Origin of the sequence: Phocaeicola dorei (genome assembly GCF_013009555.1) — a bacterium.
Lineage (GTDB): Bacteria > Bacteroidota > Bacteroidia > Bacteroidales > Bacteroidaceae > Phocaeicola > Phocaeicola dorei.
Genome location: NZ_CP046176.1, coordinates 115638 through 142494, shown reverse-complemented (window position 1 = coordinate 142494; position 26857 = coordinate 115638). Strand labels below are relative to the sequence as shown.

Below are 26857 nucleotides of genomic sequence, written 5' to 3'. Positions count from 1 at the left end.
ATGCTTCATGTGACACAATATACAACCAGTCCCAACCCCATTGTATAAACAAGCAGGGATATCACCAAGACTTTCATCCAGAAGTCCGAGTACCAAACGCCTTCATTCTGTCTGAGAATTTTGCGCATATTGGATTCATGCTCGGTGATAAGCCTCGTTTGTTCGGCACGGTGATTTGCCAACACCGAATTCCAACTTTCTATAGAACGGTCTATGAGTTGTCTAAGTTGGGCAAGTTGCTCAGGAGTGCCGGGTGCCTTAAAGTTCGTGTCCCGTTCTGCTTTTACTATAGCATTGCGATGCAGTTGACTATATTATCACAACTGCCAACAGCAGCTTTGAGCTCACCCTCAATGTGGCTTTCTGCAGCGATGGCCTTCTCTAAATCCTCATTGAACTTTATCAGTGTTTCTTTTGCCTCTCTTATCTCTACGAGAAGTTTATCCACTTCTGATTTTTCAGTCTCAATTTGCTGGTTGATTTCAACCTTCTCCAGCATGTCATTGACATTTATGGGCGATGTGCCCCTTGATTTTCCTATACCCATGTTCTTGTATTTATAAAAGGTGAATTATCTGTGAAGTCCTCTCCTGCGTTTGCACATGCTGTTTGCCATTCGTGCGCAGCGGCGTGCCCATTTAAGTCCGTCTTCGTCCTTGTCTCTTCCCCAGCCTCCTGTATCAGAACCGCCACCGCCACTTGAAACCGCCATGCTTGTGGCTGCATCCAAATACCCGGCAAAGAGTAAAAGAGCCGTGTGTTGTATCTCTTCAATCTTGGCCAACGGATGAGCTTCCTCCAAAGAACACTCCTGCTGGATAATATTGTCAGCGGCTTCGGGAATATCCACATGATAACTGTGATATTCGTCTGTCGCAATATCGTAATGCTTTATAACAGGCTGTGAAATAAAAGTAATATCTGCTGACCGTATTTGTTGAGGAATAGATTTTGTTGACTCAGACTTCCTTTCCTGCTGATACAGTTTTGCCCAAGTAGCCTCAATCTTTGATGGAGTCAAGTTTCGACCGACACCCAACACGGATGACTTATAATTGGAGCTGCCACGTTTGATGGAATAACCATAAACCTTGCCTTTATCATCTTCTTGTAGATGCACTTTATAGCCTCGTTTTGTCAGTTCCATTGCATATTGTTGCCAACTGAACTTATCCATCTCACGGAGTATCTTCATGCAGTAATTTGTGATTTCCTGTCTGTGCTGTATGCCGATTTCTTCAGACTGTACCCAACCACGCTTTTCGTTGATGATATTCGCAGCCATGACAGCCCTCTTACCAATCTTATGACTATCGTTGATTTTGCCATCCATGTCCACACGGTTGGCATCAATGTGCAGATGGAGTATACCACTTTTGGAATCCCGATGCAAGGCAACGATGTACTGCGAACCTTTGAGGTTTGTCTGTTTTGATGATGCTCGCTTGGTCTTCTCGGAAAGGTCTATGGAGTCAAATACATGGATGAACTCGTTTGCTAAATGTACCCAATCATCCATCTTCCAGTTCCGGCTTTCTTCCTCGGCTGGGGAAATCTCAATTCTTATCACGTTCCTGCCAAGAGGTCTGCCCTTGTTGATTTTCTCGGCAAACATCTTCTGCACGAGCATCATCCGACCGTACATCGCTTCCGGTGAAATGTCATCGGGCAACAGGTTGGCTTTGACTGTATCCGCTCTGTCTTTATTGACGGAATACCTTATGGCATTTGCGCCATGCGGTATGGTACTGGCTTTTGCTATCATGACGGGTAAGGAATTTTATTCGGTAAGATAATTCTCTATTTGGCTCCAGCGGTTGATTAGTTGCGTAGCAGCTCTCACCCATTGTTCCACAAACCGGGTATCGCTGAAATACATTGCACGTTTATCCGCTTGAATGGACTTTACTGCTGCCGCAATACGGATAAGGTCGCCCCTTGCATCCGTCAGACTGCATAAGGCTTCTACCTCACGCTCAGATAACCGTTGCCGTGGATGCTGCCCTAAAGCAGTGCGGCGCACATAGTTGCTCATGGATAAACCGCAGGTCTTGGCAAGTTCTTTCGCTCTGGCGTATTCCTGTTCCGTTACTCTGGCTTCAAGTCGCAGGGTACGCTTTATAACTTTCTTGTCATTTTCTTCGTCAGCTTCATTGCTGATATTCTTTTTCTTCTTCATGTTTTGTTATGTTATGAGTGAGACATCAATCTAAAAAGGAACAGCACGGTGGGAGCTTGCGACTGCCGGAATACGCCTATGTGGTACGAATAAGCGCAGCAAATTTGTGCGACATAGGAACTTCTTGCAAGACCCCACACAAAAATATAGGCATCATCGCCATATCCAATATGACTAAATCTGACTATCTGCCGAAATATCCTCATTAGATTCTTCCCCTGCCGTAGGCTGTGGAGGAGCCGAATTGGTAGGAACAGAAGAAAATGGAGAGAGCAGTTCGCCTTCGTCTGATATAATAGGCATTTTGCCTACGAAGGAAAAAACTGCATCAGAAACTTAGGTTTCATTCATTACTTCTGTTTGTCTACACTCATTCGAGTTGGGTAAATTTCCCTCCATACGGCTATCCGAATCCTCCTGTGGAGTCATTGGTAAGACGGTTACCATATCATCAGATTGTGCGTAATCATTTGCTCCTTTTTCTTGCCGGTCTTTTAGTCGAACATAGAAAGGATTGTCTATTCGGTTGCCATCCAACATCCATGCCGATATACATTTCAGGGTATGAACGCTTGTTCGGTTGCTCTGCGTGGATGCGACAATTCCCAATTGGTTCATCTTGTCAAGTACACGGGATATGGTCTTCTTGTCATAGCCTAACTTGCAGGATAAATCCACTTCCGAAAGGATGGCTTGCCCCACTTGTAAGGTTGTGGAAAATCCTTTTATGGCATAATCGTTTTCTTTCAGCACTGCCGCTTCGATAAGTTGGTGCAGAATTTTCATGCGGTCAATGCCATACTTGCTCCCTGCCAGATATGCAAGTTGCTCTGACGAAAGCACTATACAATAATTCAAGTTTGTTTTCATCGTCTGTCAATTTTGAAGATGGTTTATAAATGGTGCAGCCAAAAGAGAAAGTCATCGGTGCATTCCGCATCCTCTCTCCGGCATATAATACTCCTTGTCGTATGCTATGTGGTCAAGCACGTTTTGCAACCTATCAAGTTGATAACTATCCAATACACGGATGGCAGCAATAGTAATGTTTTGTGAAGCGATACGGCGGTGTTCACAGTTCCGTTCCGACATACTTCCGTCCCCGTCGGCATAGACGCTCCGCAGGTAGTCGTTCACAGCTTCGGTCTGTGCCTTGCTTGGATATGCCGCAGGGTAACGGTCTTGAATATACTCCACCATGTGGCTGACCGCATTTGCCAGCAGCAGGTCACGTTCTTGTAGCTGTTTAATAAGTTCTTCTTTCCTCATATTGTTGGCTTATATTGTCCCGTGTCCCAAGCATTTCTTATAACTTCTTGTTTTGCTTACTTCCTATTTTTATTCTTTTTTCGAGGGCAAAAGGGACATTGGGACATTCGTTTTTTTTCCCTTTATTTTGAAATTAGAATGGCAACCTTGGCAGTGTCGCGCAGGACTCTTCACTTGGAGCGTCCACCCTCACCCATGGGTATTTCGTCCGTCCCGTCTTATCGCAGTAGGCTGGATGCAGCCCCTTGACCTTCTCCTGTTCACTTCGCTTCCAGTTCGGAATCATGGCCATCAGGCGGTTGATGTATTGCGAAGTGTATTTGGACGAATTTCGTCTGACCAAATCATTGGGCAGTTCCTCTATAATTTGCCGGGCACAAACCATATTGAGTGAGGTCATTGTGGAATTTGGCTCTGAGTAGGCTCCTTTCTGATAAGCCAGTCGTGTCGGAATCATCCAGCTTGCATATTGGATTGGAACCTCACGTTCCAGATACATTTCAATATCTTCCATAATGGGGTCAACAAGAATGTTGGAATGTTGCATCTGCACCTCATTGGCCTCATTCTCCATGTCCGGCGACAAATAGAGTTTCATTCCTTGCTTATAATAGGTATATGCCTCTGCCCATAGTTGAGGAACGGAACGCTGCAAACTTTCCAACCAATCTGACACATGACCGTTACCTTTGACCGGAATAATCCACCATCGGCGGTTTCCATTGTCTCCTTGCAGAAAGTTCATTTCATTAGTAGTCGCTGCAAAGACATTGTGCCGCATGAACTCCACCACCTTATGCCCATAAGCCGGACGCATATAGTCGCTGCATCGGCTCAGAAAAGCTTTGGCTGCTTCCGCATCATTCGCCCGTTTTAAACCGTTCAATTCACTGATTTCTATAATCCAACCATTGGTTATGGTTTCCACTTTCTCCTTATCACCACTGGCAAAAGAGAACGAGTCGTTGAACCATCTTCCACTGATGGCTTTGAAAAAGGTGCTTTTCCCAATACCTTGTGGCCCGGGTAAGGTCAGTACGTTATCGAACTTGCAACCAGGATTGAATACCCGTGCTACCGCAGCCACAAACCAAAGCTTTGTCTGTTCTCTGACAAGCGGTATGTCCTCCGCTCCCAAATAATCAATGATGGTTGTAGCTATCCGAGGTTGTCCGTCCCATGCCTCTTGGGTGATGAAATCCTGCACGGGATTGAAACTGCGTTCCGAAGAAGTGGTCTTCAGTATTTCAAACACTTTGTTCTGTGTCAGACGTAATCTGTATGTCCTTTCCAGATAGTCCTGTATCTTTCCGGCAGATTCCTCATCAATCTTGTTACCGTTGACATTACGGAACAAAGGGCTGAAACACACATCATCCTGACAAAAGGTATTGTACCTTATCTGACCGAGATTCTCGTCCATTGTGAAAATGAGTCGGAGATTGCTGATGGAACGTGCAAGATTCCCGTAACTGTCAGTCGCCAGTTTCTGCTTCCAATCGTCTTCCATACCACTACTCCTTTATATGAATGCCACCTGCTTCTTTTGCCAAAGACAGCGCAAGGTCTGCATCCACCACTATCTTGCGTCCTATCTGCGTGATGGCCTTGTCTATGATTCCGCTTTTCTTGATGCGGTTTGCGGTGGGTACGCTACAACCGAATACACGGGCGATTCCTTCGATGCCATAGTAGTTGCCTTTGGATGCCATCTGGGGAGTGGCTACTTCTGTGTTCTCCATGCTTTTGGTGATGAGAAAACATAGCTCCTCGCCTGTCATCATGGCGATGGGCTTTTGGAGTAGTTGGTTGAGATTGAGTTTTTCTTCCATACCTTTACTTGTTTGGTGATTAAATACTTTAAGCCTCGGTTCAACTCTGTGAAACCGATTTCGCAAGCAAAGGTAGTGTGTGAAACTCTGTGGGTTGGTCGGTTTATTTATACCTTAAATTTACCGACCGAATTACAACAGATGTTTGCAGAAAAACGGATAGCTGAATTTCCCAACTACCCGTTATTGATAAAATAGTCCGTCCATCGGTCTATTATTCGTTTAGCCTTGGTATAACTGTTTCCTCTTTGGGGCGAATTCAAAATGAGTTCCTTGATTTCTCCGTATCGCTTCTGCGGTATATCGTGCCCATAATGTCGTTGGAAGAATTGTTCGATGGCACGGTGAAATGTCATGTACCTTGTGGATGCTTTTATCTTGCCGGACTTTACCAATGATTTCAATAAATATGCAAGGCTTATATTCTCGGTATTCTCTTCAAGGAACAAATGAATACCCTGCTTGATACGTTCCTTGTCGCCCAAAAGAATATCATCCAATGACTGTATCACTTTCTTGTTTCCACGGCTGCCTTTTACTTTTCGTAAGGCGAACATCACTTCTTTCCAGATTTCTGGGTTACACCTCTCAACGGTGTTTTCCCAATCCGCTTTGGTTTCTGTACCTATCTCTACACTTCTATTGACAAGAAGTGTAACACATGACTTTATCAAAAGCATATCGCCATGATCAACCTCTTCACTGTTCAGCAGACGATTAAGCAACTTTGCCATACGGGACAGACCATGGTCAAACACTACAAAATAATACATGCAATAAGCCAAATCCTCTTTCTTTTCCATTACACGGTCATACAGGTTAGCCATGAACCCGCCAATGAATACCGCATGAGAGAGGAAAACAATTTGAGAGATATAGGTCAGGAACTGATAAACCATTTTTCTTTCCAGTTTGCTCAACAGATAGCATCCTTTGCTGTTTCTCATGAACATATCTAATTGCCCAATCAAGTAGGACCTCAACTCTTGTGGCAGATGATTCCATATTTCAATAGGCGTTTCAGAATGAATCATCAGCAGCCCTGATTTCGGAGAAGTAATCAGTTCTACAGTACCCGTTTTTACATTGATGCCTATCCACAAACGCTTGTTGGTGATACATTTGGCGATGGTCTCGGTATATTGGCCAGCCCATTGTTGGTTCATGATGGCTGTTACATCTTTGCCGTTCGCAAAATCAGAGAGCCAGTTATACATCAATAAGGCTTCGGGTGGTACGCAATCCCGCATCATCAGATACATGTCCATCAGAACTGATATGTCACCTTTAGCCACAGCATCTATGCGCTTACAAAAGTTGGCATACACGTCTTCGTTAGCTGATATCCATGCACGGATAGCCATATCAGCCGCATCCTTCCTTTTGGAATAGGATTTTATCCTTTCTATGAAATTTATCATCAGCATTACGGATTAAGGTTGTCTGAATAATTTGAGCAGTTCTTCTGTGGACATGCTTGCCAACTTTGCCAATAGAGCATCCCTTTCAGAAGTGTTATCCAAGTTTAGCAGTTTTGAATTGTTCTGCATCTGTATGTCGAGAGGATAATGCTCAATGTAGATTTGCGTAATGGCATGGTCAGAAGAAGCGTGCCCCATGCTTTCAGAGATATAATCCATATCCACTCCAGCATTATGCAGGTTGGTTGCAAACGAGTGTCGGCACCATGTACCTGACGGACAGATGGATTCGTCCCAATGCAGTACCTCGTGACAAATCTTGATAACGCGGTCTTTTACGTTGGAATTTTCTTGCATGGTGTACTTACGGCGTAACTCTTCTGTCTCTGCACCTTTCAATATCTCTGGAAATACTAGCCCATCCCTGGTAGGTGGTGCGGCTATTTCGTCCAATATATATTGTAAAGGAGTAATGATGGGAACTATTACCTCTGAACCGTCAGCGCTTCTTCGGGAAGTTTTCTTTCGGTTGAAACGGAAAGCCCTGCCCTTTGTCTGGTAATAATAACTATTATAGGTCAAGCGACCTGCATCAGCCATATTGAAACCGTTGCAAAGGTATTGGGCAAGGAAAAGCCCTAATGAATAATGTGCACGTTGTGTATATTCTTTCGTCCAGTGTTCGGGATATTTCTTTGAGACAAAAAGGTTATAAAGTTCTGTCATCTGACTAACATTCAAGAAGCTCTGCTTACGCTTTGCACTCTTGGGAATACTTACAAGCCCTTTTTCTTTCTTGTTGGAGAAAGGATAAGGAACATCTTTAAGGAAGCCTTCATGTACGCACCGATTCCATACGGCACGACAACAACGCAAATAGATACCGGCCGTAGTGTCGCTGATTTTACCAACAATTGCACCATTTTCGTCTTTTACCCCATTGTGCATCCCCTCTTTCCATTTCTGGATTTCTGCCGCACTGATGCAAAATCCCATAATTGTATTTGCTCCAAGTATTTTCCTGAATGATTTGAGCGCACATTCATAACTTTCAGCCGTGGTAAAACGTGCTCCATCATCATCTGTTTTGAAACCATTGATGACTTGTTCCCATATACTGATAAACGATTGTGATTTGGTTGTTTTCTCTTCAGATAGTACCACATCCTCACCTATAATACGTTGGCGCACCATCTCAAATGTTAGAATGCCACCCTTGTTCAGATTACTCAAAACTTCCTTGTATTTGGGGACAAAGGTCTCTTTCCACTCTTTTTGAAGCTTGTAGTTTTCGCTCTTGCATTTAGTCGCATTGCAGATGTCCGAAAACTTTTTCTCAGTAAAAGAACTTCCGATTGTCAGATAAAAGAATTTGCGGTCTATCGTGAAACGAAGAGATAATGGAAACTCGCACGCATTCTTCCTGCGAGTACGTAAATCCAACACGATAGAGACAGAACAATTTCGTTCTTTAAAAAGGGGCATGGATTTTGTCAGTTTTTCCATTGCATTCATTGTTTATGTTCAACATAACCTCTGAATACAGCCGTTTTGCAATGTGAGGCGTACATACACAAAACGCTGCATATAACCACGGAGTCTCTATCCTTAGAAGGATAAAACATTGTCGTTATATGCAGCGGTGCAATCTCGTTGTCTTCCGTCGCTGACTGGTAACCGGGCTTATGCTAATCGGTCTCAACCCCTGAAGCAACTCTCGCGTTTCGTTTGTCATAGAGTGCCTTCCGACTAACACTCCCTTTACGCTTCGATTCATCGGAATGGGATGACCCTCCCACGAAGGTTAGGCAAACTCACTTTTCTTTTTCAAGAAAGAGCACCATTGAGGTCATGGCTTACCATAAATGCGTTACACTTACAAAATTACAATATTTTTTCTTGCAAATATGCAAATGGAATATATTTGAGCTTATTTAACAGGCAAATGAGTGGAAAACAACGCAATCTTATGCTGCTGCCCCGTATATAGAGAAATTAGGATTGCATGGAGTTTCATAGAAATTCTATGCGTAAACATAATCAACTCAAACAGTTTGTTTACGCATTGTTTACGCAAAGGCAAGAAAAAAGGAGTTGCGAAATTCGTAACTCCTTGATTTTCTTCGTGGACCAGCCTGGGCTTGAACCAGGGACCTCCAGATTATGAGTCTGTTGCTCTAACCAACTGAGCTACAAGTCCGTGCTCACAATTTCTTGTTAGCAGTTGCAAAAGTAGTATATTCTCCTGAAACTTGCAAGATTTAGCGCCCAAATTTTGATAAAAAGATTTAATTCCCTAATTCGTAAGGATATAAATTGTATTTTTGTGCTCCATTAATTAATTCTGCAAAGCCATATGGCACAAAAAAAACAGGAAACAGCCCTAACAGGGCTTTCGGACAAAGAAGTCCTTATCAGTAGGGAGAAACATGGGACTAACCTCCTGACACCTCCCAAACGTCCCTCCATGTGGAAACTTTATCTGGAAAAGTTCCGCGACCCGGTTATACGTATTCTTTTAGTCGCAGCATTCTTTTCTTTAGTGATTTCCATTATTGAAAATGAGTATGCGGAAACAATCGGTATTTTCTTTGCTATCTTTCTGGCAACTGGTATCGGATTCTACTTTGAATACGACGCAAACAAGAAGTTCGACTTACTGAATGCTGTAGGTGAAGAAACACCAGTCACAGTTATCAGAAATGGGAAAGTACGGGAAATTCCTCGTAAAGAGATTGTAGTGGGTGATATTGTAGTGCTGAATACAGGTGAAGAGATCCCTGCCGACGGAATCTTGCTGGAAGCTATTTCCCTGCAAGTGAATGAATCCAATTTGACAGGAGAATTGATGGTCAACAAAACTATCAATGAAGAACTATTTGATGAAGAGACCACTTACCCCAGCAATGAGGTGATGCGTGGCACCACAGTGGTTGACGGACATGGAATAATGAAGGTAGAACGTGTGGGAGATTCCACCGAAATAGGAAAAGTAGCACGTCAGGCTACCGAACAAAGTGAAGAAGAAACTCCATTGAATATCCAATTAACCAAATTGGCCGGTTTCATCGGAAAAATTGGTTTTACTATCGCCACGCTCACCTTTATTGTTTTTACAGCAAAAGATCTTTACTCCTACCTCAACGTAAATGAAATAACTGACTGGCATGGGTGGATGGCAATTGCCCGCATTGTACTGAAATACTTCATGATGGCTGTCACTTTAATTGTAGTAGCCGTTCCTGAAGGCTTACCGATGAGTGTCACTTTAAGTCTTGCACTGAATATGCGCCGTATGCTGAAAACCAATAACCTGGTACGTAAAATGCATGCTTGCGAAACAATGGGTGCCATTACTGTGATTTGTACCGACAAGACAGGTACATTGACACAAAACCTGATGCAGGTACATGAAGCGAAGCTTGATGCTACCAAAGCAGATTTAATAGCCGAAGGTATCAGTGCCAACTCTACAGCTTTCCTTGAAGAAACAGGAGAAAGCAAAAAACCATCCGGAGTGGGTAACCCTACTGAAATAGCCTTATTGCTTTGGCTAAATGAACAAGGCAAGAACTATTTGGAACTACGTGAAAATGCAAAAGTAATCAATCAACTTACTTTCTCTACAGAACGTAAGTACATGGCTACATTAGTAGATTCACCTATTCAACAGAAAAAGGTACTCTATATAAAAGGAGCTCCCGAAATTGTAATGGGAAAATGTAACCTCTCTCCTGAGGAACTGACTCATTACAATGCCGATTTGCTGGCCTACCAGAACAAGGCAATGCGTACCTTAGGGTTGGCTTACAAATTTATTCCTGAAAACTCCGGCAATGATTGTGCCGAGCTTGTCAATGAAGGAAATATGATTTTCCTAGGTATCGTAGCTATTAGCGACCCTATTCGTCCAGATGTACCGGAAGCCGTACAAAAATGTCAATCGGCAGGTATTGGTGTGAAAATTGTTACAGGAGACACTCCGGGAACAGCTACTGAAATTGCTCGCCAAATAGGGCTATGGAAACCTGAAGATACAGACCGGAACCGCATAACAGGGGTAGAATTCGCCGCATTAAGCGATGAAGAAGCTTTGGACCGCGTACTTGACTTGAAAGTTATGAGTCGTGCACGTCCTATGGACAAGCAACGTTTGGTCCAACTATTGCAACAAAAAGGAGCCGTAGTAGCAGTAACCGGAGACGGAACAAACGATGCCCCGGCACTGAATCATGCTCAAGTAGGTCTTTCCATGGGAACCGGTACATCAGTGGCCAAAGAAGCAAGTGATATCACCCTACTGGATGACTCGTTCCATAGTATTGCCACCGCAGTAATGTGGGGACGCTCTCTTTATAAAAACATTCAGCGCTTCATCGTATTCCAGCTGACTATCAACGTGGTCGCTTTAGCCAGTGTTTTATTAGGAGCTTTCTTTGGTACAGAACTACCATTAACAGTAACACAGATGCTTTGGGTAAATCTTATCATGGATACTTTTGCCGCCATGGCTTTGGCATCTATCCCCCCCAGTGCCGATGTCATGAATGAAAAGCCACGCAAGACCGACGACTTCATCATCACTAAGGTCATGCGCAAAAATATACTAGGCGTAGGCTTCTGTTTCCTTGCTATACTGATGACATTAATTGTCATTATCAAACAGATGCCAGCAGATTTAGTAGGACAAGCTTTAACACAATTTTTCACAATCTTCGTGATGCTACAATTCTGGAATCTGTTCAACGCCAGTGTTTTCGGGACCAACCATTCTGTATTTAAGGATTCCCGTCATGCATTGGGTATGCTGAGTGTAGCTATCATTATTTTGGTCGGACAAATTCTGATTGTCGAATTCGGAGGTAAAGTATTCCGTACCGAACCTATGGATTTTATTACTTGGATTTATATTATCGCAGGAACGTCATTCGTATTGTGGATTGGTGAAATTCACCGTTGGATAAAACGAATACAGAAGAAAAACTAAGAAAGAGAATTAAGCACATAAAGAGTTATGGACAGTAAGATTAAAAATGTCGTTTTTGATTTAGGAGGAGTATTAATAAATCTGGATTTTGACAATTGCCTGAATGCTTTTCGCAAAGCAGGATTCCAAGATATCGAGAAACAGGTATGCCAGTTCAAGGGGAAAGGTTTCTTTTCCCTATTTGAATTAGGTGAGATCAGTCCGGAAGAATTCCGGTCAGCCATTCGCAAGGAGGCCAGCGAATCGCTGACCGATCGTAAAATTGATGATATGTGGAACCTGATGCTACTTGATATTCCTCGTGAGAAGCTGGACTTATTACTAGAATTGCGCGAACACTATATGGTTTATCTGCTTAGTAATACTAATCGGATACATTGGGAGTATGCCTGCGAGCAGATGTTCAGTTATCGAGGTTTCCGCGTAAATGATTTTTTTGAAGATACTTTTCTGTCTTTCGAGATGCATAAAGCCAAGCCTGAAAAAAACATTTATGAGCAAATGATGAAAGAGGCAAACATCCTGCCTGAAGAAACGTTCTTTATAGACGACTCGGAAGCTAATTGCCAGGCAGCTATGTCACTTGGTATACAATCCCATCACTATCATATTGGAGAAAATTTAAGTTCACTTTTTGAATAATGGAAATAATATCAGATATAAACCATCAAGCATTACCCCCTTCAGTTGCCACTATCGGCTTCTTTGACGGGGTGCATCGTGGACACCGCTTTCTTATCAATCAAGTAAAAGAGGTCGCAGACAAGGATGGATTATATTCTGCATTGGTCACTTTTCCTATGCATCCCAGACAAGTGATACAAACCACTTATCATCCACAACTGCTCTCTTCACCCAAGGAGAAACTTGAGTTACTGGAAACAACGCAAGTAGATTACTGCCTCCTTCTTCCTTTTACACAAGAACTTTCGCTGCTTTCGGCCCGGGAATTCATGCAGTTACTACGTAACAAATTCAATATTCACACCTTAGTTATAGGCTATGACCATCGTTTCGGCCACAACCGCAGTGAAAGTTTTGAAGATTATTGCCGTTATGGCGAGGAATTAAATATATATATGGTACGCGCGCGAGCTTATACAGACGGAGAGGATAAAATCAGCTCCTCAGTCATCCGTCAGCTGTTAAAAGAAGGCAAAGTAAGTCAGGCTGCCCAATTTCTAGGGTACAACTATTATCTGGATGGAACGGTGGTAGATGGCTACAAAGTAGGCAGAAAAATAGGGTTCCCCACAGCTAACTTGCAAGTGGATTGTAGCGACAAATTAATTCCCTCGGAAGGTGTTTATGCAGTATACGTGTATGTGGAGGGGAAAAAATGGGCAGGAATGTTGAACATAGGACACCGCCCTACTATCAATAATGGCAACAATGTAAGTATCGAGGTAAACATCCTCAATTTCTCGGAGGATATCTACCACAAAGAAATGCGCATAGAGTTCGTAAAGTATCTTCGCCCTGAAGAAAAATATGGCACAATAGACGAGCTCATTGCCCAAATGCACAAAGACAGGGAGAAAACCGCTAAAATTCTTCTTTAATATGACGGAAAAAAGCAAGTGCACTTACTTTTCTGAAAGAAATATATAAATGGTTTTCTTCCCGAAATATGCAACCTCCCCTTCCACCCTCTCTCTTCTCGCATAAAAAACGTTTCTTCATTCATTTTTGTCTTATAAAGTATGATAAAGGATATATTTTTATCGTTTTTCGATAATTTTTTCTTGTTTTTCTTTTGTAGTATCAAAATAAGATGTACATTTGCATATCGATAAACGATAAATGAATATCGAAAAACAAGAAAGAACAAACACAAACATTTAAAACACAAAGTAAAATGAAAAAGTCAGTATTTAAATCAGGTTTAGTAGCAGCAATCACAGTAGTAATGATGAGTTGTACAACAACAGCAAACGCACAAACAGGAAACACGAAGTACATCTACGGTCAAGACGACACAAACACAACAGTGTATACACTGAATGAAGACGGCAAAACATTGACACGCAAATTGAAGTATGAGTACAAACACGATGAAAATGGTCAGGTAATTGAGAAAAAAGCCTATCGCTGGGATGCTTATCGGGAACTGTGGAAACCGGCTTATTTACTTACAGTAACTCCCGGAGCGTATGAAACCAAACTCAACTATGCCGAATGGAACGTCAAGGAAAGCACCTTCAACAACAACAAACAACAAAGTATTTACCGTGAAGACAGCAACATAAATTTGCTGGCCGACACACAAGACAAGAAATAATGGAAGCACAAACTCAAAAGAACAGTATAACCAACCGATGGCAAACCATCGGAGTGTGTACTGGAATGATTATCGGATTTGTATATCCATCAATCGGTCTAGCTCTGGGTATGCTCATGGGAATAGTTTTTGGAAAACTCATTCTGGTTGAAATTCCATTAAATACTCCTCTGGCACAAAGAGCACAACAAAAGTCCGAGATTATCTTTCTTTTAATATTATTCATCCTATTCATTGAACATTGGTACGTTCCTTGTAAACAAGCCATTGAAAATTTAATAAACTGATAAAATAACAACTTTAAAATACATCAAGATGAAAACATTAAAACACATTTTAGCCGCAACAACCTTACTGGTAACACTCGGTTTCGCCTCCGAAGCCAATGCACAAGTTCCTTTAGAAAACTTCTTCAAGAATCCTGAAAAAGCGGGATACCAAATCTCACCGGATGGCAAATACTTCTCATATATGGCTCCGTATGAAAACCGCCTGAACTTATTCGTACAAGAAGTCGGTTCAGACAAAGCAACCCGAATCACTTCAGAAACGGTACGGGACCTTGCAGGAAGCATGTGGGCAAACGGTCATCGGATACTTTATATAAAAGATACTGCCGGCGATGAAAACTTTCAGCTCTACGGAGTCAATGTAGACGGTACTGACCCCAAAGCATATACCGCATTCCCCAAGGTAAGGACTACTATCATTGATCCGTTGGAAAATATCGACTCACTGGTCATCATCGGTCTGAACAAGCGTAATCCACAAGTATTTGATCCTTATCGCTTGAATCTCAATAACGGTGAACTGACCCAATTAGCTGAGAACCCCGGAAACATACAAGGATGGATGACTGACCATAACGGAAAACTGCGTGTAGCCTTAGCTATTGTAGACGGAGTAAATACCCAAATTCTCTATCGCGAAACGGAAGAGCAGCCCTTCCGTCCGGTACTAACTACCAATTTCAAGGAAACGGTAAGCTTTGCCACCTTCACCCCCGACAATAAAATGGTTTATGCCCTGACCAACATCGGACGGGACAAGACCGCCCTCGTCCTAATGGATCCGGCTACTTGTGAGGAAAAAGAAGTACTTTACACCAATGATAAATATGATATTTCCGGATTAGGCTATTCTGAACTGAAAAAGAAATTAATCTCTGTATCCTGTACCGGACACAAAGGTACTATCCGTCATTACTTCGATAAAAACGAAGAAGCTATCCGCACCAAGTTGGAACAGAAACTGGAAGGTTATGATATCAACACCACCAGCGAAGATAAAAGCGAAAATATCCGTATTATTTATGCTGGAGGCGACCGCACTTATGGAACTTATTATACCTATAATGTAAAAGAAGACAAACTAACTAAAATAGCTGACTTGGCTCCCTGGATTAAAGAAGAAGATATGGTCCCGATGCATCCCATCACCTATACCAGCCGGGATGGTCTGACCATTGAAGGATACCTCACTCTCCCGAAAGGATACACCATGGAGAATGCCAAAAATCTGCCTGTAGTAGTCAATCCGCATGGGGGGCCGTGGGCACGTGACAGCTGGGGATATAATCCGGAAGTACAGTTCCTTGCCAACCGTGGCTATGCTGTTCTTCAAATGAATTTCCGAGCCTCAACCGGCTATGGACGCAAATTCACCGAACTGGGCTACAAACAATGGGGACAAACCATGCAGAACGACATCACCGACGGCGTAGAGTGGTTGATAAAAAAAGGAATCGCCGACCCGAAACGTGTAGCCATCTACGGCGGAAGCTATGGCGGATATGCAACATTGGCAGGGGTCACCTTTACTCCTGATCTTTATGCATGTGCCATCGACTATGTGGGTGTATCCAACTTGTTCACCTTCATGCAGACTATCCCACCCTATTGGAAACCCTTATTGGACATGATGTATGAAATGGTAGGTGATCCTGTGAAAGATAAAGAAATGATGGAAAAATATTCACCTGTATTTCATGTAGACCAAATCAAAGCTCCTCTCTTTATCGCACAAGGCGCTAACGACCCGCGTGTGAATAAAGCAGAATCCGACCAAATGGTGGAAGCGCTGAAAAAACGCGGTATAGAAGTAGAATACATGGTAAAAGACAACGAAGGACACGGTTTCCATAACGAAGAGAACAAATTCGATTTCTATCGTGCCATGGAGAAATTCCTGGATGCTCACCTGAAAAAATAAATATCATTGAGAGTGTGTCAAAATGAAAACGACCTATCATTTTGACACACTTCCAACCCAATAAAATTTTAAACCAATAAACAGATTATTATGGGACGTGCAATTAAATTGATACTTTACTATCTGGCTTATCAATTACTATTCATTTTTCTGGCAACCGGGACCGATGCCACCATTGCTCTTATCGGCGGAGCAGATATTACAGCCAACTTCCGCCCCGGGACAATAGCAATATCCATCGGTATGTTACTCTCCGCATTAGCCATGACATGGCACTTGGTACATTTCCACTATGTCAAGTTCAATAAAGAGAGTATGTATGAAGTTTCAAAAAAAATCATTCTCTTGTGCATCCCTCTCCTGCTATCCGCACAGTTCATAGCAGGAATATTAAATGAAGCGCTCGATCTGACAGACACTAATCAAGAACTATTTATTTCGATGAGCCATAATATCTTCGGTGTTCTCAGCATTGCTATCGTCGTCCCTATTTTGGAAGAAGTTTTATTTCGTGGAGCTATAGAAGGACATTTACTAAGAAAAGGATGGTCACCTAAATGGGCCATACTGGTTTCCGCACTCATATTCGGGATCATACACGGCAATCCTGCACAAATACCTTTTGCATTTCTCATCGGTCTGCTCTTCGGATGGTTATATTATCGCACCGGAAGTTTAGTTCCAGGTATTGTGGGACACATTATCAACAACTCATTCGGCGCATGGACCATGTTCACAGCCACCCGAGAGGAACTCAGCCAAACGACTATGGAGACCTTGGGCACAACAATCACTTACATTCTCTTAGTACTAGCCATAATCGTTTTTATAGGTATGTATCTCTACCTGAACAAATACTTGCCGAAACCTACCAACATACAAGTCAAAGCTATTAATGAACAAGATATAACCATTTAACAAACACAACCAATCATGAAAAAGAGACTCAATCTTCTCTGTGCCTGCGTACTTATCGGCCTGCTCCTTTCTACTTCCACGGTAATCAGTCTGATGGTTCAAGCCGTCAGTGCCGGGTTTAAAGCCGGATATGAAAGTGTAGAAAAAGGGAAGGAGCTTAACATATCCGACTACAAAATAGTTTGTACGATACCTTCTGACCTATTTGCAGAAACAGGAAGCGTGACAAATCTGAAAAATTCCTCACAGGCTTCCATCAAACCAATCATAAGTTTGATAGAAGCCCCGACAACAGGAAGCAGCCTATCCCGAACGGCGAATGGAATCACTACCTTAATTTCGGTCCTAGCAAGTATCTTCTGCCTGATACAATTTTTCTATTTGATCCGAAATATCAACCGTGGTGACATTTTCAGTTGGAAGAACGTCAAATTTCTCCGCAAGCTGGGTGTGTCACTGATACTTCTATTCATTTGTTCTTTTACCACCATCATGATCGGGAACTATGAAGCGGCACAAGTTTTGGAACTCAAGGGATGTGAATACTCTAATATATTTGCGTTTTCCGAACCAACCTTCATATTGGGATTCATCGCATTGCTGGTTGCTGAAGTATTCGCTGTTGGATTGAAAATGAAAGAAGAACAAGATTTAACCATATAAAAATCATACGGTATGAAGAAGTTCAGGATATTAGGTATTATAGCCATTATTGCAATACTTGCAAATTTCATCGGAGGATTGGATGAAGATTGGAAAGATTTCAAAAAGGGATTTGAAGAAGGACAAAGCGGTGCAACAGAGATGTATGAATCCGGACACCACATGATAACCCGTGTCAAACTAAATGTAAAGCCATTATCTGGAACGACAGTCGATTCACTGAACAACAACCGTGTAGATAGTCCACTTCCTTATACAGTAACTGAAATAGAAACGTATGCCAAGCCATCGGCCTGGTATATCCTTGTCATAGGGTTAGCCATACCCGGACTATTCTTTTTTCTAATCGGTTTTTACTCATTAATCCGGCTGCTCATCTCCATCTCACGCCGCAAAGTATTTACACCAGCCAATGTGCTACGCCTACGTTGGTTTGCATATACCAGCGCAAGTTTAAAAATTCTCACAGCCATCGGAGAATGGCTAACAGGAAGCGCAGCTATGAATCAAATTAGCATACCGGGTTACAAAATCATCAGCTATGTTGGTTATTCCCCCGACTGGGTGGCAATAATCCTCCCTATCCTCTTTGCCGAGATATTTGCTATCGGAGTAAAAATGAAAGAGGAACAAGACCTAACCATTTAAAAAAGAAAAGTTATGAAAGAAAAGAATACTCTACCCTCAAAAGGGAAAAGCATTTTTTATTTAATGCTTTCCTTGACAACCACTCTGTTTGTAAGTTCATTCATCTATTTCCTTGTGTTGCATCCATCGTTGGACAACAAAGCAGTGAGGATATCAATCAACATTGGATGGACTTGCTTCTGTCTGTATGCCTTTAAAAGACTAACACAACGCTACACCTTTTGGTGGCACGCATTAGATGAGAACCCGAATAAATCCCAAAATAACTAACCTATGCCGATTATAGTAAACTTAGACGTAATGATGGCGAAACGAAAGATTTCGCTAGGAGATTTAGCCGAAAAGATAGATCTGACGCCTGCCAACCTCTCCATACTGAAAACCGGGAAGGCAAAAGCCATCCGCTTCTCAACCTTAGAGGCTATCTGCAGGGAACTAGACTGTCAACCTGGAGATATTCTAGAATATAGGGAAGAAGATGAATGATATAAACAGTCACATACACAAACACTCGAACACTATAAAATTCTCTCATCTTCACCCATACCCCCCGCAATGAAGCAATTAAAGATTAATTGCTTCATGCGGAGTCTTTTTATGATGCAGTTATAATAAAGTTTTTAACCAAGATTGATATTTCCTCTTTTTCCACTAGGTGGTTAAACCCCTTTCCACTCTGATATAGCATCTTATTTATCAGTCATTTAAAGCCACGAAGTGGTGCAAAAGAGTTCCCAAAATATCCATTCCATCGTTTTTTCCCTCTTATCACATAGCATCTCATCTATTTTCCTCTTTCTTGTTTACAACCATCCTCATCTGCTTTCGGCTGTTTGCCACGGAGATCATCCTTCTGCTTACTCTCATTTTCAACAACAGTAGCTGTATAATGAATCTTGGCAAATCCAGCAATTATTTTTTCTACCGTGGTTTTATCAGCATCATACTTAATAGTAACCGTTTTATCCGCCAAATTTGTTTCAATTTCTTTTATACCCTTCTCAAAACGAATATTGTTCTTAATCTTGCTCTCACAGTTGGCACAGTGCATCTGAGGATCAGTGTTTAAAACTACAATTTTAATGTCTTTTGCAAAGCAAGTGGCAGTAAAGCAGACAGCTGCCATAATAGCGATTAATTTTGTTCTCATAATCCATTTCTATTTGATTATCAATATATTAGTTTCTATCCCAATTGAAGCGAAAGCCTACATAATACATCGCTCCGTGTACAGGTCCCCAAATCATGGTTGAATCAAAATTTGTCCCCCAAGGATTCGAAGCTCCTACAATCGGATTCTTTTGCTTAAAGTTCGTCATATTCTCTCCTCCCACATAAATAGACCAATGCCGGAACCAGCGAGTAATCTGAGCACTTAACAATTGATAAGACTGGTATCGGGTATTCCACGAAGGAGCACCGTCCGGCAATGTATAAGGGGAGGGCATTCTACCACCACCATTCATCTGCAAAGTCACATCAAATTGCCATAGGCCCAGTGGTGTTTGGTAAGAAGCAGTCAAAAGTCCCTTATATTTTCCGGTAAGAGGACGCTCCAATAATTTCTTATTATAAGTAGTTTTCACATCTGTCAAGCGATAAGCTGCAGTTAATGTAAAACCCTTAAAAAAAGGATAAGTTGCCTCGGCTTGAAAAGTATGAGAATAAGACTTCCCTTCCAAGTTAGCAAAATGTACAATGTGGGGGTCCGTATCCAAATCAATAATCATTTGACGCCTAAAATCAGTGTAATAGTATTCGGTATTCACATTCAAGGTTTTACCGAATACCGGAATATAAAATGAAGAGCTGAAACCATAATTCCATGCTTCTTCCTGATCCAAATCATTATCTATCTTTACTTTACGACTGCTGGCAAGTAAATAATTGTTCTCCGCCAACACATGATTAGTGCGATATCCTTTGCCTACAGACACACGTAGGTTCACCCAATCATCAGGAGCATATTTGATATGAGCACGCGGAGTAACAAAGGTACCATATATATCACTATGATCAGCACGAATCCCTCCCATAAGAATAATTTTATCCTTCCAATTATACGTATACTGCACATAAGCACCAGGCACGGTCTCTTTCTCCTTTCCATATAATAAACCTGTATCATCATTTTCTAAACGATAGGTCTGATTGAAATAATCATAGTTCAAACTTAACCCTGCAGAAATACTGTTACGCTCATCGAAATTCGTTTCGAACATTAATGAAGTATACAAATTCTTCTGGTCCACATTATATAATTTATAACCGTATCCTGCATCCTGCTTATGCAAAGATCCCGAGAGAATCAAAGCCAAGTTAGTTCCCTTTTCCTTATCAAAAATATAAGCATTTTTAGTAAATGCCTCATAACGATCCGTATGGATACCTATTTTATAAAGTTCCCTACCTACAAAGCCACCAACAGAATTATCCACATGTAAATGAGTAGCTTGTCCGCTTGTACGATCCTCTTTCATTGCTTTGACAGAAGCCTGAAATACATACTGATCTCCCATCCAAGCCCAACGGTTCTGAAGATTATATTGCTCTACTTTAGGCATATCCAAGAATCCATCTCCATTATCATCATGCGACCTAGTACTATTTTCATAATGTGCCAATACTCCAGTACTCAGTCGGCTATTCAAATGTACATTAGCATCAAAATTAGCCTCATACTTCTCTTTACTGCTAGCAAAAAGATTGACATTCAAGGACTGGGTAGTTTGAGGCTTCTTAAATTCAACATTTATCTGTCCGGTAATCGCCTCATAACCATTCTTTACAGATGAACTACCCTTGGACACCTGTATGCTTTGCATCCATGGGCCGGGAATATACCCCAAAGCAAAAGGAGCGGATGCTCCACGATAATTAGGAATATTCTCTGTCAGCATTTGTACATAAGTTCCCGAGAGCCCCAACAATTTAATTTGTCTGGCCCCTGTGGCAGCATCAGCATAGCTTACATCTACAGAAGGGTTTGTTGTGAAACTTTCACCCAAGTTACAACAAGCCGCCCGAGCCAGTTCCGCACTTGAAATCATATCCTGATTCAACACACTGGAACGGGATTTTACAACTCCTATCTTACGTTCCACCACTTGGACCTCATCCATCATTACACTACCTTGTAATATGATAGCCAGCTCCTTATGATCATTTTCAACCACAATCGTATCATTCTCATATCCTATAAAACTTACGACCAATTTTTTTGCACCAACAGGCTGTTCAATAGTAAATGCCCCATTCTCATCTGTGACAGTTCCATTTGTTGTATTTATCCAAAAGACATTGGCAGCAACAACAGGTTCACCTTGGTTGTCCTTCACCATTCCTTTTACTTGAGCGCTTACAGGCATCAAATGCCACAGAAAAGCACCTAAGAAAACTATAAATTTCATGTTTTTATTTTTCTTTATCTGTTACACACTTATACAATTTAGCAATTCTTCCCTACCCAAAGAGTTATCTTACTAAATCAAAAGTGTACAAATAAGATTCAAATATCCTCTTGGAGGCTGTCGACACAATGAGGTATCCGTATAGCAGCTCTCCTTTTTTACAGAAGACAACAGATCGAAGTTTACACTGTATGCATTGAATATCAAATGAATAACGGACAGTGTTACGTTGTCCAAATGAAGTGATGTACCTAAAACAGGCAAGTTAATTTTCTGGATTTTCACGCTAGAACAAGGAACATCTGATGACTTCCGCTCCATCATCTTGTCATGATGGCAAGAACATCCCGAACCAGATTTCACGTTTTTATTTCCAACATCACCACATCCGCAAGTACATCCATAATTGGAAATATCCACCACTGTCAATAATGCCGCATCCTTATCAGCGCACTGATAGCAACGGGACTGCACAATAGGTATTCCGACTCCCATATATATAATCATGGAAGAAAGAAAGATTGAGAATAATATGTAATGAAACTCTTTCATTGTTCAAATTGCAGTCCACCAATGTCATATACTACATTCGGGTACAAAGATAACGACTTTTTTCTTTTGCTCCCAAACGGCATTTAGCCAATATTCCCTAAATTCTATCCCTGAAGAAAACAAATATTGTATAAATACTATATAATCCCGTGATTATCCGTATCTTTGTAACGAATTAGATATTTGAAAATAAATGAAGACATTTGAAGAGTTAGGCGTTTCCCCGGAAATACTAAAAGCAATTAAAGAAATGGGGTATGAAAACCCCATGCCGGTACAAGAAGAAGTAATACCGTATTTATTGGGGAACGGCAACGACGTAGTAGCCCTAGCACAAACAGGGACTGGAAAAACAGCCGCATTTGGTCTGCCGCTTATCCAAAAAATTGAAGTAAAAAAACGTGTGCCTCAAGCACTTATATTATGCCCCACACGTGAGTTATGCTTGCAGATCGCAGGTGATCTGAATGATTATTCCAAGTATATTGATGGACTGAAAGTCCTTCCTGTATACGGTGGCTCATCCATCGAAAGCCAGATACGCATGTTGAAGGCAGGTGTACACATTATTGTAGCCACTCCCGGACGACTGATTGACCTGATGGAAAGAAAAGTCGCCAAACTGGAGACCATTGCCGATGTAGTAATGGACGAAGCTGACGAGATGCTGAATATGGGATTTACCGACAGCATCAATGCTATTCTTGAAAAGGTTCCCGAAGACCGGAACACTTTGATGTTCTCAGCTACCATGAGTCCCGAAATCTCGCGTATTGCAAAAAAATACCTGCACGATGCGAAAGAGATTACAATCGGTACTAAGAATGAAGGCAGCAAGAACGTAAACCACATTGCCTATCTGGTACACGCCAAAGATAAATATGCTGCATTGAAGCGTATCGCGGATTATTACCCACAAATTTACGGTATCATTTTCTGCCGTACCCGTAAGGAAACTCAGGAAATAGCTGATAAATTGATTCAAGATGGTTATAATGCAGATTCTCTACACGGCGAGCTTTCACAAGCACAACGTGACTTGGTGATGCAGAAATTCCGTCAACGTCATTTACAGCTTCTGGTTGCTACAGATGTAGCTGCCCGCGGTTTGGATGTAAATGATTTGACACATGTCATTAATTATGGCCTGCCCGATGATATAGAAAGCTATACTCACCGTAGCGGACGTACAGGACGTGCCGGCAAAACCGGTATTTCTATCGCTATCATCAATCTGCGTGAAAAAGGAAAAATGCGCGAGATAGAACGTATCATCAACAAGAAATTTATCATGGGTGAAATGCCTAGCGGTAAACAAATCTGCGAACAACAATTAATCAAACTGATCGATGATATAGAAAAGGTAAAAGTGAACGACGAGGAAATCGAGTCCTTCCTACCCGGTATCTATCGCAAACTGGAATGGCTTTCGAAGGAAGACCTGATAAAGCGTGTAGTATCGATGGAGTTCAACCGCTTCTTGGAATATTACAGCAACGCTCCGGAAATAGAAACTCCCAGCATGAACGACCGCCGTAGCGAACGTGAACCGAAAGGACGCAAAGACCATGGTAGCGCCCGTGAAAAGACAGAACGCAAGGCCGAGAAAGGATATACCCGCCTGTTCCTGAATGTGGGAAAGACAGATGGTTTTTATGCCAATCAAATCATTGAACTGATTAACCGCAACATGAAGAAGCAACGTACCACCATCGGGCGAATAGATCTGATGCAGAATTTCTCTTTCTTCGAAGTAGCAGAAAATCAGGCACAGGATGTTATCAAGGCGTTAAACAAGGTCAATCTGAATGGCGGCCGGAAAATTGTAGTAGAAGTTGCCGGTGACAATAATGGCAAAAACGACAATGGCGAACGCAGGAGCAGTGCGGCAAGGAATGCTTCATTCGGCAAAAAAGGTGACAGGTCCAATAAAAAAACGACCTCAAAAGAAGGAAAAACTAGCCGTGCGGAACGTGGCTACATTGAAGAACGAGGCCCCAAAACGAAAGACGACTGGAAACAATTCTTTAACAGCGATAACAATAAGAAAAAGAAATCCAAGAAATAAGGAATCCAACTTAATGAAAGAGGATTGGACATAGTAGAAATATGCAAATAACATCCACTTCTCTTGAATAATAGCGGAGTATGCGGAATTGAAACAACCTGTCATTTCAAGGATATTCGGCAAATAATATAAAAACCCAACAGATTTATTATATTATTTGCCGAATATCCTTGTTTACATCGAATTTATATTAACAGATTTTTTACTATCTTCCAGATGAAAGATTATATGATAAGCTATCTATCGGAACTTTGACATACTCAGCTCCCTATCATTTCATACTTTTCCTTTAGTCTTTCAATTTCAGTTCATCGATTAAACAGGAAGCTTTCCCATATTTTTCAATCATGTAAAGAACATAGCGGATATCCACCCCGATACAACGCTGCAAATTAGGTTCAAAAACAATATCTCCACTCATTGCTTCCCAATTCCCGTCAAAAGCAAGACCTATTAATTCCCCTTTTCCATTAAACATTCCACTACCGGAATTCCCTCCTGTAATATCATTATCCGAAATAAAGCAAACATTCATATTACCATCCCCAGCAGCATAACGTCCGAAATCCTTCCTTCTCAAGCATTCGACTACAGAAGGAAGCACATCGAAATCACTATCTCCCTTATACTGCCTTATCTTGTCAAAAATTCCTTTTGTCGTCGTAAAATAAGAATACTCAATAGCATCTTTCGGTGAGTAACCACCCACCATGCCAAAACTCAGACGCATAGTAGAATTAGCATCCGGATAAAACACCCTATCTGCCTCCATCTCACGCATTGCTTCATTCAGCAAACGTTCATTTTTCTCAATATTCATACTAGCTTCTTCCACCGACTGATTGAATTCATAAAATTTCACCAACATATCGATGGCAAAAGAAGCCGCAGGGTCATCAAACAAGACATAAGTGGTATCTCCTCTCACTACCTGTTCAAAACCATGTGGTGTCTTTAAAGAGGAACGAGTATACAAATCATCTACATAAGCTTGGTAATCACCTTTAAAATCTTTCTCTATCAATGAATAAACATCAGGTAAAAATTCCTTGCCTACCTCAGTTGCATATTCTTTCAACATAGCCACAAAGACTTGTTTATCCACACTTATATCCATATTGGCATAAATCTCCAACAATTGCCGCATATTACGCTCCAAATCACTCTCCTCTGCCTCAAAATCAAAATTCAGTACAGCTAAGGCTGCCGTAATCAACTCCGGTCCATTGGCAAATGTTTCTCCAAAATATGCCATAGCCCGTGCCGCATTTCTACGATTACGATAATTTAACTCCAGTTCAGTCAAAACCCTTGCATATTTGCTTCGTTTATCAGGTTCCCGACGAACCCATTCTTGCAATTGGCACTCCAAAGCTTGTTTTTTCTCTATCACTTTCAATTCTTTTACCGCTTGATTCATCCCTATACTATTCTTCCAATAGTTAGAGCTTTGTGCATACTTGGAAGCATATTTAATGCGGATATCATCACTTTTTTCCATTGCATTTTTCCAAATAGCTTGCTTGATGGTACGAACATTAATCATGGCGGCATTATCCGTATTGACTCTTTCGTCTATCCCAAATGAAGATAAATATCTGCTGGTAGAACCGGGATATCCCATAGTCATGCAAAATGATCCCTGTTCATACCCTCCCAAAGAAACAGGAGCAAAATAATCCGGATGATAAGGCACATTCTCCGGAGAATAAGCTGCCGGTTGATTATTCTGATCAGCATAAATACGGAAGACAGAGAAATCCCCGGTATGGCGGGGCCATACCCAATTATCTGTATCTCCGCCAAACTTGCCTACAGAAGAGGGAGGAGCAAATACCAAACGAACATCATAATAATCCTTATACACAGATAGATAAAACTCATTGCCACCATAAAAAGGAGTTATCTCAGCACGCAGCAACGTATCATTCGCCACAGCTTCCTGAGCAATCAATGTGGAAATAGAATCTACAATCAGTGCACGGTCATTTTCCTTTGTTCCGACTGGAATAGCTTGCAACACACGCTCCGTCACATCCTCTGTGCGTATCAGAAAACTGACAAATAAATCCGGATTAGGAAGCTCCTTACTTAAGGAATCGGCTACAAAACCATCTCGCAAATAATCATGCTCCACAGAACTATGCTGCTGAATGGCATCATACCCACAATGGTGGTTAGTAAAAACCAAACCATCCGGAGATACAACAACACCCGAACAAAAACCTCCAAAACTAACAACAGCATTAGCCAATGCTTTTCCACCAGGATTATACAATTGTTCAGATGAAAGTTCCAACCCCATTTCTTTCATCACTTGTTGAGTTTGTTTGCTAAGACAACAAGGAAGCCACATTCCTTCACTACCCCATATATATAAAGGTAGGAAGACTAGCAGCAACAGTAGTTTTTTCATGG

24 protein-coding genes, 1 tRNA gene and 1 pseudogene are annotated in these 26857 nt (G+C 41.6%); 11 read left to right on the top strand and 15 right to left on the bottom strand.

Features of this window, described 5'->3' with window-relative positions:
• Positions 1–5 precede the first annotated feature (5 nt).
• The 11 genes and pseudogenes from GKD17_RS00540 to GKD17_RS00495 all read right to left on the bottom strand — a co-directional run bounded on the left by GKD17_RS00540 (position 6) and on the right by GKD17_RS00495 (position 8901).
• A pseudogene (locus tag GKD17_RS00540) lies at positions 6–547 on the bottom strand (hypothetical protein).
• Positions 548–571: 24 nt separating this feature from the next.
• A complete protein-coding gene (locus GKD17_RS00535; protein ID WP_007834510.1) occupies positions 572–1765 on the bottom strand; it encodes a relaxase/mobilization nuclease domain-containing protein in 1194 nt (397 codons plus the stop codon).
• Positions 1766–1780: 15 nt separating this feature from the next.
• Entirely contained in the window at positions 1781–2179 is a 399-nt protein-coding gene (locus GKD17_RS00530; RefSeq protein ID WP_007834508.1) for a plasmid mobilization protein, read from the bottom strand.
• Between the two features lie 174 nt (positions 2180–2353).
• On the bottom strand, positions 2354–2482 hold the full coding sequence (locus tag GKD17_RS23110; RefSeq protein WP_007834506.1) for a hypothetical protein: 129 nt from the start codon (positions 2480–2482) through the stop codon (positions 2354–2356).
• A 33-nt stretch (positions 2483–2515) separates the two neighbouring features.
• Positions 2516–3049, bottom strand: a complete 534-nt coding sequence (locus GKD17_RS00525) for a hypothetical protein (protein WP_007834505.1) — start codon at positions 3047–3049, stop codon at positions 2516–2518.
• 51 nt (positions 3050–3100) lie between these two features.
• On the bottom strand, positions 3101–3448 hold the full coding sequence (locus tag GKD17_RS00520) for a hypothetical protein (protein WP_007834502.1): 348 nt from the start codon (positions 3446–3448) through the stop codon (positions 3101–3103).
• Positions 3449–3581: 133 nt separating this feature from the next.
• Positions 3582–4958, bottom strand: a complete 1377-nt coding sequence (locus tag GKD17_RS00515) for a virulence-associated E family protein (protein WP_007834500.1) — start codon at positions 4956–4958, stop codon at positions 3582–3584.
• Between the two features lie 4 nt (positions 4959–4962).
• Positions 4963–5280 (bottom strand): DUF3853 family protein, encoded by a 318-nt coding sequence (locus GKD17_RS00510; RefSeq protein ID WP_007834499.1) that lies wholly within the window; start codon positions 5278–5280, stop codon positions 4963–4965.
• 176 nt (positions 5281–5456) lie between these two features.
• Positions 5457–6701 carry a DUF6043 family protein gene (locus tag GKD17_RS00505; RefSeq protein ID WP_032936077.1) on the bottom strand — a complete coding sequence of 415 codons (1245 nt, stop codon included), beginning with the start codon at positions 6699–6701 and terminating at the stop codon, positions 5457–5459.
• Between the two features lie 12 nt (positions 6702–6713).
• Positions 6714–8207 carry a tyrosine-type recombinase/integrase gene (locus GKD17_RS00500; protein WP_170272821.1) on the bottom strand — a complete coding sequence of 498 codons (1494 nt, stop codon included), beginning with the start codon at positions 8205–8207 and terminating at the stop codon, positions 6714–6716.
• A gap of 620 nt (positions 8208–8827) precedes the next feature.
• Positions 8828–8901: transfer RNA gene (locus tag GKD17_RS00495), tRNA-Ile, on the bottom strand.
• Between the two features lie 156 nt (positions 8902–9057).
• Here GKD17_RS00495 and GKD17_RS00490 point away from each other — a divergent pair.
• The 10 genes from GKD17_RS00490 to GKD17_RS00445 all read left to right on the top strand — a co-directional run bounded on the left by GKD17_RS00490 (position 9058) and on the right by GKD17_RS00445 (position 18895).
• A complete protein-coding gene (locus GKD17_RS00490) occupies positions 9058–11688 on the top strand; it encodes a calcium-translocating P-type ATPase, PMCA-type (RefSeq protein ID WP_007834495.1) in 2631 nt (876 codons plus the stop codon).
• A 27-nt stretch (positions 11689–11715) separates the two neighbouring features.
• Positions 11716–12330 (top strand): HAD family hydrolase, encoded by a 615-nt coding sequence (locus GKD17_RS00485; protein ID WP_007834493.1) that lies wholly within the window; start codon positions 11716–11718, stop codon positions 12328–12330.
• Positions 12330–13250 (top strand): bifunctional riboflavin kinase/FAD synthetase, encoded by a 921-nt coding sequence (locus GKD17_RS00480; RefSeq protein WP_007834490.1) that lies wholly within the window; start codon positions 12330–12332, stop codon positions 13248–13250. The genes GKD17_RS00485 and GKD17_RS00480 overlap by 1 nt, the downstream gene beginning before the upstream one ends.
• Positions 13251–13546: 296 nt before the next feature.
• Entirely contained in the window at positions 13547–13969 is a 423-nt protein-coding gene (locus GKD17_RS00475) for a DUF3836 domain-containing protein (RefSeq protein WP_007834486.1), read from the top strand.
• Positions 13969–14256 carry a hypothetical protein gene (locus tag GKD17_RS00470; protein WP_007834485.1) on the top strand — a complete coding sequence of 96 codons (288 nt, stop codon included), beginning with the start codon at positions 13969–13971 and terminating at the stop codon, positions 14254–14256. Before GKD17_RS00475 ends, GKD17_RS00470 begins: the two co-directional genes overlap by 1 nt.
• A 28-nt stretch (positions 14257–14284) precedes the next feature.
• Positions 14285–16180 carry a S9 family peptidase gene (locus GKD17_RS00465; protein ID WP_007834484.1) on the top strand — a complete coding sequence of 632 codons (1896 nt, stop codon included), beginning with the start codon at positions 14285–14287 and terminating at the stop codon, positions 16178–16180.
• Positions 16181–16270: 90 nt separating this feature from the next.
• Entirely contained in the window at positions 16271–17098 is an 828-nt protein-coding gene (locus GKD17_RS00460; RefSeq protein ID WP_007834483.1) for a CPBP family intramembrane glutamic endopeptidase, read from the top strand.
• A gap of 15 nt (positions 17099–17113) precedes the next feature.
• A complete protein-coding gene (locus GKD17_RS00455; protein WP_007834482.1) occupies positions 17114–17761 on the top strand; it encodes a DUF2975 domain-containing protein in 648 nt (215 codons plus the stop codon).
• Positions 17762–17773: 12 nt separating this feature from the next.
• Complete coding sequence (locus GKD17_RS00450) at positions 17774–18409, top strand: DUF2975 domain-containing protein (protein ID WP_007834481.1); 636 nt, start codon at positions 17774–17776, stop codon at positions 18407–18409.
• 273 nt (positions 18410–18682) lie between these two features.
• Positions 18683–18895 carry a helix-turn-helix domain-containing protein gene (locus tag GKD17_RS00445; protein WP_007834480.1) on the top strand — a complete coding sequence of 71 codons (213 nt, stop codon included), beginning with the start codon at positions 18683–18685 and terminating at the stop codon, positions 18893–18895.
• A gap of 298 nt (positions 18896–19193) precedes the next feature.
• Here the strand turns inward: GKD17_RS00445 and GKD17_RS00440 are convergent, their stop codons facing one another.
• The 3 genes from GKD17_RS00440 to GKD17_RS00430 form a co-directional block, all read right to left on the bottom strand.
• Positions 19194–19559, bottom strand: coding sequence for a cation transporter (locus GKD17_RS00440; RefSeq protein ID WP_007834478.1), 366 nt, complete (start codon positions 19557–19559; stop codon positions 19194–19196).
• 28 nt (positions 19560–19587) lie between these two features.
• Positions 19588–21819, bottom strand: coding sequence for a TonB-dependent receptor (locus GKD17_RS00435; RefSeq protein ID WP_007834476.1), 2232 nt, complete (start codon positions 21817–21819; stop codon positions 19588–19590).
• Positions 21820–21891: 72 nt separating this feature from the next.
• Complete coding sequence (locus GKD17_RS00430) at positions 21892–22314, bottom strand: hypothetical protein (RefSeq protein WP_229037604.1); 423 nt, start codon at positions 22312–22314, stop codon at positions 21892–21894.
• A gap of 250 nt (positions 22315–22564) precedes the next feature.
• Between GKD17_RS00430 and GKD17_RS00425 the strand changes: the two genes are divergently transcribed.
• Complete coding sequence (locus GKD17_RS00425) at positions 22565–24439, top strand: DEAD/DEAH box helicase (protein WP_007834472.1); 1875 nt, start codon at positions 22565–22567, stop codon at positions 24437–24439.
• 289 nt (positions 24440–24728) lie between these two features.
• Here GKD17_RS00425 and GKD17_RS00420 read toward each other — a convergent pair whose 3' ends face one another.
• Positions 24729–26855 (bottom strand): S46 family peptidase, encoded by a 2127-nt coding sequence (locus GKD17_RS00420; protein ID WP_007834470.1) that lies wholly within the window; start codon positions 26853–26855, stop codon positions 24729–24731.
• Positions 26856–26857: the final 2 nt, after the last annotated feature.

Coding starts and splice junctions, on each gene's coding strand:
- GKD17_RS00535 (WP_007834510.1), bottom strand. CDS start 1,765: ATGATAGCAAAAGCCAGTACCATACCGCATGGCGCAAATGCCATAAGG.
- GKD17_RS00530 (WP_007834508.1), bottom strand. CDS start 2,179: ATGAAGAAGAAAAAGAATATCAGCAATGAAGCTGACGAAGAAAATGAC.
- GKD17_RS23110 (WP_007834506.1), bottom strand. CDS start 2,482: ATGCCTATTATATCAGACGAAGGCGAACTGCTCTCTCCATTTTCTTCT.
- GKD17_RS00525 (WP_007834505.1), bottom strand. CDS start 3,049: ATGAAAACAAACTTGAATTATTGTATAGTGCTTTCGTCAGAGCAACTT.
- GKD17_RS00520 (WP_007834502.1), bottom strand. CDS start 3,448: ATGAGGAAAGAAGAACTTATTAAACAGCTACAAGAACGTGACCTGCTG.
- GKD17_RS00515 (WP_007834500.1), bottom strand. CDS start 4,958: ATGGAAGACGATTGGAAGCAGAAACTGGCGACTGACAGTTACGGGAAT.
- GKD17_RS00510 (WP_007834499.1), bottom strand. CDS start 5,280: ATGGAAGAAAAACTCAATCTCAACCAACTACTCCAAAAGCCCATCGCC.
- GKD17_RS00505 (WP_032936077.1), bottom strand. CDS start 6,701: ATGATAAATTTCATAGAAAGGATAAAATCCTATTCCAAAAGGAAGGAT.
- GKD17_RS00500 (WP_170272821.1), bottom strand. CDS start 8,207: ATGGAAAAACTGACAAAATCCATGCCCCTTTTTAAAGAACGAAATTGT.
- GKD17_RS00490 (WP_007834495.1), top strand. CDS start 9,058: ATGGCACAAAAAAAACAGGAAACAGCCCTAACAGGGCTTTCGGACAAA.
- GKD17_RS00485 (WP_007834493.1), top strand. CDS start 11,716: ATGGACAGTAAGATTAAAAATGTCGTTTTTGATTTAGGAGGAGTATTA.
- GKD17_RS00480 (WP_007834490.1), top strand. CDS start 12,330: ATGGAAATAATATCAGATATAAACCATCAAGCATTACCCCCTTCAGTT.
- GKD17_RS00475 (WP_007834486.1), top strand. CDS start 13,547: ATGAAAAAGTCAGTATTTAAATCAGGTTTAGTAGCAGCAATCACAGTA.
- GKD17_RS00470 (WP_007834485.1), top strand. CDS start 13,969: ATGGAAGCACAAACTCAAAAGAACAGTATAACCAACCGATGGCAAACC.
- GKD17_RS00465 (WP_007834484.1), top strand. CDS start 14,285: ATGAAAACATTAAAACACATTTTAGCCGCAACAACCTTACTGGTAACA.
- GKD17_RS00460 (WP_007834483.1), top strand. CDS start 16,271: ATGGGACGTGCAATTAAATTGATACTTTACTATCTGGCTTATCAATTA.
- GKD17_RS00455 (WP_007834482.1), top strand. CDS start 17,114: ATGAAAAAGAGACTCAATCTTCTCTGTGCCTGCGTACTTATCGGCCTG.
- GKD17_RS00450 (WP_007834481.1), top strand. CDS start 17,774: ATGAAGAAGTTCAGGATATTAGGTATTATAGCCATTATTGCAATACTT.
- GKD17_RS00445 (WP_007834480.1), top strand. CDS start 18,683: ATGCCGATTATAGTAAACTTAGACGTAATGATGGCGAAACGAAAGATT.
- GKD17_RS00440 (WP_007834478.1), bottom strand. CDS start 19,559: ATGAGAACAAAATTAATCGCTATTATGGCAGCTGTCTGCTTTACTGCC.
- GKD17_RS00435 (WP_007834476.1), bottom strand. CDS start 21,819: ATGAAATTTATAGTTTTCTTAGGTGCTTTTCTGTGGCATTTGATGCCT.
- GKD17_RS00430 (WP_229037604.1), bottom strand. CDS start 22,314: ATGGGAGTCGGAATACCTATTGTGCAGTCCCGTTGCTATCAGTGCGCT.
- GKD17_RS00425 (WP_007834472.1), top strand. CDS start 22,565: ATGAAGACATTTGAAGAGTTAGGCGTTTCCCCGGAAATACTAAAAGCA.
- GKD17_RS00420 (WP_007834470.1), bottom strand. CDS start 26,855: ATGAAAAAACTACTGTTGCTGCTAGTCTTCCTACCTTTATATATATGG.